Genomic DNA, 7,758 nt, shown 5'->3' on the forward strand with positions numbered 1-7,758 from the left:
ATCCAGATCACCGCCCGAGACAGTGGACCGGGTATCAGCGACGTGGAATCGGCGATGACGGCGGGCTGGACCACCGCCAGTGAATGGATACGCTCCCTAGGCTTTGGTGCCGGAATGGGGCTGCCCAATGTCAAATCAGTGGCGGACGACTTTGCCATAGAGAGTACACTCAATGGTACAACAGTTGTCTGCGTTATTGCATTGCACCCAAATCAGGAGGAAACATAGATGCATGTACAAGACCTTGCAGCCCTGGAAGGCTTCAAAGCAGAACATAGCGAATTGGAGAACTGGGAAATTACTGATGCCTATTGTGGTGATCTACTCAGTGATGTTATGGGGAATGCTCCCTCTGAGAGTGTTCTTGTCACCATTCAGGCCCACAAGAATACAGTAGCTGTCGCGTCCCTGGCAGGTATTCGCGCGCTGGTCATCTGCAACAACCGCAGTGTTCCTTCCGATATGCTGGAAGCAGCGAAGGAAGAGGATATCTCCATCTTTACCACCAAGGATACCCAGTTCGAAGCCAGCTGCAAGATTGCAAAGGCTTTGGGGAGACTTGATGCTGGTACCGATTGATCTACACAACCACAGCTGCCTATCCCCTTGCGGGGATGACGATCTTACCCCTTCCCTCCTTGCCGTGGAGGCCATGGAACAGGGTATCGAGATCCTTGCCCTGACTGACCACAACAGTGCAAGGAATCTTCCAGCTTTCGCTGAGGCGTGTGAGCTTTGCTGCATTCTCCCCCTCTTTGGCATGGAAGTGACTACCAGCGAAGAGGTACATGTACTTACCCTTTTCCCGAGGCTGGAGGATGCTCTTGAATTTGGAACATTTGTTGAGTTTCTCCTGCCACCAATCAAGAATGACAGGAGATTGTTCGGTAATCAGCTGGTGGTGAATCTTGAAGGCGAGGTACAGGAGGAAGTGGATGCGATGCTCGCAGCTGCCACATCGCTTTCCTTCTCCGATGTAGTGGAGGAAGCCCTAAGCCGGGACGCATTGGTCATTCCAGCACATATAGACCGGTTTGCAAACAGTGCCCTAGCCAATCTGGGCTTTCTTCCGGACCTTCCTTACAGCGCATTGGAGGCGATGCACCCCCCTGTGCATGCCGATACCCACGGCTTGGTGGTGCTTACCGGATCCGATGCACATAGCCTTGAACAGGTAGGGAGAAGAACCTGTTCCTTGGAGATGCAAGATTGCTCCTATGAGTCACTGAAAAAGGCGCTGGCAAAGCGAAACCTGGTGGCATACCGTTCCTAGGCACACCAGTTTCAACGTAAGCCAGCTTATTGCTGCTAGCGGTCTGAACGACCAAAGATCCGTAAGAGGAAAAGGAAAAGGTTGAGGAAATCGAGATAGAGAGAAAGTGCTCCGATTATGCTCAACTTGGTGAAGGTCTCCTCATCGATATCTGTTCCATAGCTCTGGTTCCAACGTACAATTTTCTGCGTATCCCACGCAGTGAGGCCAAGAAAGATGGCCACACCGGCAAAGCTGATCAAGTAATCAAGGCCGCTTGATCCAAGGAACATATTAAGCACCATTGTACCGATCAAACCCCACATGCCCATGACCAGGTACGAGCCGATCCTGTTGAGATCACGCTTCGTTGTCATAGCATAGAGGCTCATCCCGGCAAACATAAGCGCTGCTGTGAGGAAACTCTTGTATATGACGGCTCCGGTATACACGATAAAGATGGTACTCAGCATAATGCCGTTGAGTGCAGAATACGCAAGGAATGCACCGATTGCACTTGCTTGGCTCATCCTATCAAGGCGTGCAGTGAGATAGAATACCAAGGCGAACTGTCCAATGACGAGCAGGAGAAAACCCATCATGTTCCCGACAAGTGCCTGGAGAAGTGCAGGATTACTTGCTACAAAGTATGAGATCAAGGCCGTCAGGCCAAGCCCTGCAGTCATCCAAAGGTATACGTTTTTTAATATCGTCCGTTCACGGACTTGTACATTCTGAAGTATTGAACTCTTTTGTTCTGACATTGTTGTAAGCCTCCTAAGCTATCTTACCATAATTTCATCAATCCTGAAGAAAAGGTCAAGTATTTGCTTGCATTCAGCCCGCTATGCAAGTCCATTTCCTGATGGTATAGTAAAGTCTATGACAAACAAGCCTCTTTTACCCCTCATTTGTATCATCATTGTTCTGCTAATGGGCTGCACTTCCACGAGTCGTGATGAACGTGTCAGTGCCGTTGAGGCTGAGAATGCCCTAAGGGAAGTAACAAAACTGGCAAGCCAGGCAGTGGATGCCAATCTTTTCACTGAGATGGAATTGCAAGATCTTCTTCCCCAGAATGCCGCTCATTTTTCACAGATGGAAGGAATTCCACTCTTTCTTGATCACCTGGACCGGTGGCAGACCCAGGTACAGCAGGCATTTCGCAGCGTACTGGTGCAGACCACGATTCTCGTGACGGATAATAGCAACGAAGTGGTTTGGGAAAACCCAGAGGCAGCTTTGCTGCAAGGGAACCAAAGCGCTACAAAAGAGTTGACCAAGCAGAGGGGAGATGTTATCAGGGAAGAAGTACTGGAAAGACTCAATGATGCCTTGATTGCAAGCGAAGAAACATGGAACGTAATCCTCGATCGTTATGGTATTTGGCAGAAAGGAACCAGCCTTTGGGGAGAGGAAGTGCTCGTCGAGGTCAAGGATGACCCATTCGACCACCTCTCAACGCAGTTCCTGGAGACATATTTTGAAGAACTTGGAAGACAGGAAGAGATCCTGAGAACCACCCCGGTTCCCAGAGGAAGCGGTTCCTTCCTGGAACTATTTTGGCAGGATGCATAGCTATGAACCTATTTGCTGCAGCAAACGAAGCTGAAGAGCGGAAAAACCAACCACTGGCCTATCGGATGCGGCCACGAAACCTGGATGAGTACATCGGCCAAGATGCCATCATCGGCAAAGGACGACTGCTCAGGCGTGCAATACAGGCAGACCAGCTCTCTTCAGTCATCTTCTATGGGCCACCGGGAACGGGAAAAACCACCCTTGCAAGAGTCATTGCAAACACCACAAAACGGTACTTCTCTACACTTAACGCAGTACTCAGTGGCGTCAAGGAGCTTCGTTATGAGATTGAGGAAGCCCGCCAACGCTTGGAGTTATACAGCCAGGGTACGATTCTCTTTGTCGATGAGGTCCATCGCTGGAACAAGAGCCAGCAGGATGCACTACTGCCCTGGGTGGAAAATGGGACGGTTATCCTTATTGGAGCCACTACAGAGAACCCCTATTTCGAGGTAAATGCTGCTTTGGTGAGCAGATCACGCATTTTCCAGTTGAAGAGCCTTACCAGTGAAGATCTTTTTGCCATCGCAGCGCAAGCACTGGGGGATAAGGAACGGGGATATGGGGAGTATCCGGTGCAGTTTGAGGAAGGGGCATTGGAGCACTTGGTAGAGATTGCAAACGGAGATGCAAGGAGCCTGCTCAATGCCTTGCAACTTGCTGTAGAGACATCAATTGATATTTTTCCCCCACCTCCAGGAACAAGGATCTATATTTCCAAGGATTCTGCAGAACAATCGATACAGAAGAAGGCAGTGCTGTATGACAAGGAAGGTGATTACCACTTCGATGTCATCAGTGCCTTCATCAAGAGCATTCGTGGCAGTGACCCTGATGCCACACTCTATTGGCTTGCCAGGATGGTGAGTGCCGGGGAAGACCCGAAGTTCATTTTCAGAAGAATGCTTATCAGCGCCTGCGAGGATGTCGGATTGGCAGACCCATCGGCAATCGTTGTGGTTCAGGCTGACGCCCAAGCCTTTGAGCGTATTGGATTACCCGAGGGCCGCTTCCACCTGACCCACGCTGCACTCTATCTCGCAACTACCGAGAAGAGTAACTCTACCCTGGCTTTCTTTGATGCACTCAAGGGTGTTGAGCAACAAGCCCAGGATGAGGTACCGAACCACCTTCGTGATGGAAATCGAGATGCAAAAGGGTTCGGCCATGGCGAAGGATATCTCTACCCTCATGCCTATCAGGATCACTGGGTTGCCCAGCAATACCTCCCCTCCTCCCTGCAAGGAAAAGTCTATTACGAACCAAGTGACCAAGGCTATGAAAAGAGCATCAAGGAGAAGGTGCAGAGGCATAGGGAAGAGCAGCTCGAGAGTGCCCAAAGCGATGCCTTTGTCGAGAATCTCTCCTACTCACCGGGAGACAAGAGCAGACAGAAATGGGTTAATCGTACCATCAGTGAGCGAGGCACATTGCTCAAGGAGATCCGTGAGCGTCTTTTCCGAGGTGTGCAGCTCAGACGGAGTGACCGGGTGTTGGTGTGCAATGCTGGACATGGAATGTTGCTTTGGGAGGCGTATCGATCAACACCAGAAGGATTGGTGGTGGCCCAGGTAAGAAACAAGGACCAGGCTGAGCACATCAACCACTATGCTGAATCACTCTCCTCAGTTGAGCGCCCACATGTATATGCAGAACCCCTGGAAACATTGCTCTCCCACCTTGAACATGGATTGCAGTTTGAGGTTATCTTGGGAAGAAACCTGCTCAGCAGGGCAAAACTATCAGAACCACTGCTTGGCAGTCTTGTATCCCGTTTGGCTAAGAATGGTTCACTGCACTTTGCTGAAAGCGTACCTGTTTTAGGCTCAAGACTCTCTCACTTCATCAAGGGGGAGGATCGGCTATTGCTTGAGAAGGCGGAGACCCATCTCTACGGCGATCCAGAAAACCCGCTTACCAACTGGGATGAGAGTGACTTGGAAAATCTCTTCAGCGAGCGAGGTCTTGATGTAGATATCCGCTCCCTCAACTTATTTGAGCATAGGATGATGGAGAAACAAGACATCGAACGGTATCTCACCTCATCCTATCTCCCGGCATGGAAGACCTTGAGAATAAAGGTTGATGAAGATGCGTTGAGAAATGCATTAATTGAACAGTTGGCAAACCGTCCGCTTGAATGGAAACACCATCTTGCGATCATACATGCCTACCGAGAGGGAGCAATTATCAATGAATCCCAGAGCAGTGATGCAAAGCAATGGAAAGACGTACAAGAGAAAGTGCATGGAAGCAACTGATTACCTAAGAAGCACTTGCTATGGGAAGCTCATTTTTTTAGAAAATTTGACAGAGGGTTGTTGACAAAGAAAAGCGTTTAGGTCATAGTATGCAACGTTGAAACGCACTGGTGATGTAAACCACTGCTTCAGCTACCATGGTGGAAGTAGTTCAATGGTAGAGCACCAGATTGTGGATCTGGCTGTTGCGGGTTCGAGCCCCGTCTTCCACCCTAACCGGGTCGTTAGCGCGCTCGTAGCTCAGCTGGATAGAGCGCCGGACTTCGAATCCGTAGGTCGAAGGTTCGAATCCTTCCGAGCGCAGAGGTTTGGTTTTTTGAAATTTTATTGTCATGGGCCGCTAGCTCAGCTGGTAGAGCAGCAGACTCTTAATCTGCGGGTCAAAGGTTCGATCCCTTTGCGGCTCAATACATGGCGAACCTCGCTAAGGGGCAAGACATGCACCGCGAGAGTGGTGAAATTGGCAGACACGCCAGACTTAGGATCTGGTACCTTACGGTGTAGGGGTTCAAGTCCCCTCTCTCGCAAAGGACAATCCAAGTTGGACTGTCTGGCAAAACGGTTTTTTGCGAAAGTAGCTCAGTGGTAGAGCTCCACCTTGCCAAGGTGGATGTCGCGGGTTCAAGTCCCGTCTTTCGCTCTTAAAGCAGTCAGAAAATTTCTGGCTGCTTTTTTTGCTCTTATGTGATGTTGCTTTGATAGTAGACTGATTTGTATTATATTATGCATAAAAGATATAGCTAATATATATTTTGATCGAAACGCTTTCTCTTTTCCAAAAAGAAGGTATACTCTAGGTTCAAAGAGGCAAGGTAACGTTCAAGTGCTTAGTACCATCGTTTTCTCAATGTTGTTCATCTCAGTGTCCATATTGGCACTGGCAAGTGGGATACTTGTGCTCCAGAGCAACCATACAACCATCTCCAACCGAATCTTTTTTGCCCTGGTTACCGCGATTTCCATCTGGTCTTCAGGATTGGCCTTTGCCAATCTTGCCCCTACTCGGGATGCGGTTGAACTTTGGCGAAGGGTATCAGCCCTAGGCTGGGGTTCTGTGTATGCAATCTTTCTCCATTTCATCATCCTTATTTCCAGCAAGCGAGTTGGCAGGCGGCCATGGTGGTTCTATGCCGTGTTGTATACCCCTGCTCTCCTGACCATTCTTGCCTTCTCCATCCCTTTAGGGCTGAACGCAGAACCGTACCAGCTCAGGCACACTGAGTTTGGTTGGGTCAATATAGCTGAGCACAATATCTGGGATATCATATTCTACATATACTATGGAAGCTACACCATCCTAGGCTTGGTGCTTTTAGCATTATGGGGCAAGAAAAGCAATGATGCAGACATCAAGAAACAAGCCAGGCTCATTTTCTTTACCATACTCACCCTCTTGTTTGCAGCCACCTTCACTGACATCATCCTAAGCAGTATGGTTGGTAATCTCCCGCAGATGGCACCGGTTCTGATGTTGTTGCCTGTGACCATCATTTACAACACGATCAGAAAAGGCCAAGAGAAAGAAGAAAACCCCTTGCGATTCAGTTCCAGCTACATCCATATCATCATCAGCGTGGTGTTCTATGTATGTATCTCATTCATACAAGTCCGTCTTGAACCAGGAACCATTACCATAGGACAGCTCCATCTTGCAGAATCCACCTTCAGGGGCATCCTGACCCAGGTGCAGATGTTCATCTCCATCTACCTTGTATTGAGGGAGTCAAGACCCGGATTCATCATCTCCATGTTGATGAACACAACCAATCTGCTTAGCTCTCTCGTATTCTGGATCAGGATGGATTCCAATGCTCCAATTCCCGGGATCATATCCTATATCGGAGTACTGATTCTTTTGTTGATCATCAGAGCATTCAGAAAGCAATCGGCCACGTATATAGAAAAAATCCAATCACAGAGGCAAGATCTCAAGGAGTCGGAAAGGCAGCTTTACAAACTTGCCTACTACGACTCGCTCACCGGATTGCCGAGCAGGGAATATTTCATTGAAAAGCTCCAGCAATCCTTGGAACGGGCAGACAAACAACGTCAAAGAGTTGGTGTCATTTTCATCGATTTTGACTCCTTCAAGGCTATCAATGATACTGCAGGTCACATGGTGGGTGATCTGGTATTGCAACAGATCGCCCAACGGCTTACCAAACGAATCGGAAAAAAGGGAACCTTGGCAAGGTTTGGGGGAGATGAATTCTTGGTAGAGATACCGGACTTGGAAACTGATGAGCCCATCCATGCACTGACTGACTCCATTATGGAAACCCTGAAAAAACCAGCGATAATAGATGATGAGGAATACCATGTCTCGGCAAGTATCGGTATTGCAGTATATCCCAATGATGGAGAAAGTCCTGATACCCTGATCAAGAACGCAGATATTGCGATGTATGAAGCAAAAGGCAGAGGAAAAAACCAAGCCGTGTTCTGTACGGATGACATCAAGGACAGTACCACGATGAATCATACCTTGGTGAACAATCTCTACTGGGCACTGGACAGAGATGAACTGCAGTTGCTGTACCAGCCGAAGATATCGGTGGAGACCAATAAGATTATTGGGTTTGAAGCCTTGTTGAGGTGGAACAACAGTGAATACGGGGTTGTTAATCCGGAAGTGTTCATCCCCATGGCAGAACAGACGGGAAT

The 7,758-nt window shown here is 48.7% G+C and carries 6 protein-coding genes, 5 tRNA genes and 1 pseudogene; 11 read left to right on the forward strand and 1 reads right to left on the reverse strand.

The genetic code is table 11. The annotated features are described in order from the left end of the window. From JF818_RS08305 to JF818_RS08315, 3 genes and pseudogenes are all read left to right on the forward strand, one after another. Positions 1 to 228 (forward strand): annotated as a pseudogene (locus JF818_RS08305) (histidine kinase); the annotation flags it as partial. Next, entirely contained in the window at positions 229 to 579 is a 351-nt protein-coding gene (locus JF818_RS08310) for an iron-sulfur binding hydrogenase (protein WP_198891555.1), read from the forward strand. Continuing rightward, the gene (locus JF818_RS08315) at positions 563 to 1,273 is read left to right on the forward strand and encodes a PHP domain-containing protein (protein WP_198891556.1); all 711 of its coding nucleotides are present in this window, start codon (positions 563 to 565) and stop codon (positions 1,271 to 1,273) included. Before JF818_RS08310 ends, JF818_RS08315 begins: the two co-directional genes overlap by 17 nt. 35 nt (positions 1,274 to 1,308) lie before the next feature. On the opposite strand, the gene JF818_RS08320 is transcribed toward JF818_RS08315, so the two are convergent. Continuing rightward, positions 1,309 to 2,016, reverse strand: a complete 708-nt coding sequence (locus JF818_RS08320; protein WP_198891557.1) for a Bax inhibitor-1/YccA family protein — start codon at positions 2,014 to 2,016, stop codon at positions 1,309 to 1,311. A 118-nt stretch (positions 2,017 to 2,134) separates the two neighbouring features. Between JF818_RS08320 and JF818_RS08325 the strand changes: the two genes are divergently transcribed. The 8 genes from JF818_RS08325 to JF818_RS08360 all read left to right on the forward strand — a co-directional run. Further along, on the forward strand, positions 2,135 to 2,830 hold the full coding sequence (locus tag JF818_RS08325) for a hypothetical protein (RefSeq protein WP_198891558.1): 696 nt from the start codon (positions 2,135 to 2,137) through the stop codon (positions 2,828 to 2,830). 2 nt (positions 2,831 to 2,832) lie between these two features. Continuing rightward, positions 2,833 to 5,094 (forward strand): AAA family ATPase, encoded by a 2,262-nt coding sequence (locus JF818_RS08330; RefSeq protein WP_198891559.1) that lies wholly within the window; start codon positions 2,833 to 2,835, stop codon positions 5,092 to 5,094. 140 nt (positions 5,095 to 5,234) lie between these two features. Next, positions 5,235 to 5,306: transfer RNA gene (locus tag JF818_RS08335), tRNA-His, on the forward strand. A gap of 17 nt (positions 5,307 to 5,323) precedes the next feature. Beyond that, positions 5,324 to 5,397, forward strand: a tRNA-Arg gene (locus JF818_RS08340). Positions 5,398 to 5,428: 31 nt separating this feature from the next. Beyond that, a tRNA-Lys gene (locus tag JF818_RS08345) sits at positions 5,429 to 5,501 on the forward strand. Between the two features lie 38 nt (positions 5,502 to 5,539). Next, a tRNA-Leu gene (locus tag JF818_RS08350) sits at positions 5,540 to 5,621 on the forward strand. A gap of 41 nt (positions 5,622 to 5,662) precedes the next feature. Then, positions 5,663 to 5,734, forward strand: a tRNA-Gly gene (locus tag JF818_RS08355). Between the two features lie 207 nt (positions 5,735 to 5,941). Then, positions 5,942 to 7,758, forward strand: a 1,817-nt coding sequence (locus JF818_RS08360; RefSeq protein ID WP_198891560.1) for a GGDEF domain-containing protein, incomplete at its 3' end; no start/stop codon positions are given.

The sequence above is a fragment of the Sphaerochaeta sp. S2 genome (assembly GCF_016406725.1).
Classification (GTDB): Bacteria; Spirochaetota; Spirochaetia; order Sphaerochaetales; family Sphaerochaetaceae; genus Sphaerochaeta.

What these genes read in the sequence shown, in the direction of transcription:
- JF818_RS08310 (WP_198891555.1), top strand. Translation starts at nt 229, where the DNA reads ATGCATGTACAAGACCTTGCAGCCCTGGAAGGCTTCAAAGCAGAACAT.
- JF818_RS08315 (WP_198891556.1), top strand. Translation starts at nt 563, where the DNA reads ATGCTGGTACCGATTGATCTACACAACCACAGCTGCCTATCCCCTTGC.
- JF818_RS08320 (WP_198891557.1), bottom strand. Translation starts at nt 2,016, where the DNA reads ATGTCAGAACAAAAGAGTTCAATACTTCAGAATGTACAAGTCCGTGAA.
- JF818_RS08325 (WP_198891558.1), top strand. Translation starts at nt 2,135, where the DNA reads ATGACAAACAAGCCTCTTTTACCCCTCATTTGTATCATCATTGTTCTG.
- JF818_RS08330 (WP_198891559.1), top strand. Translation starts at nt 2,833, where the DNA reads ATGAACCTATTTGCTGCAGCAAACGAAGCTGAAGAGCGGAAAAACCAA.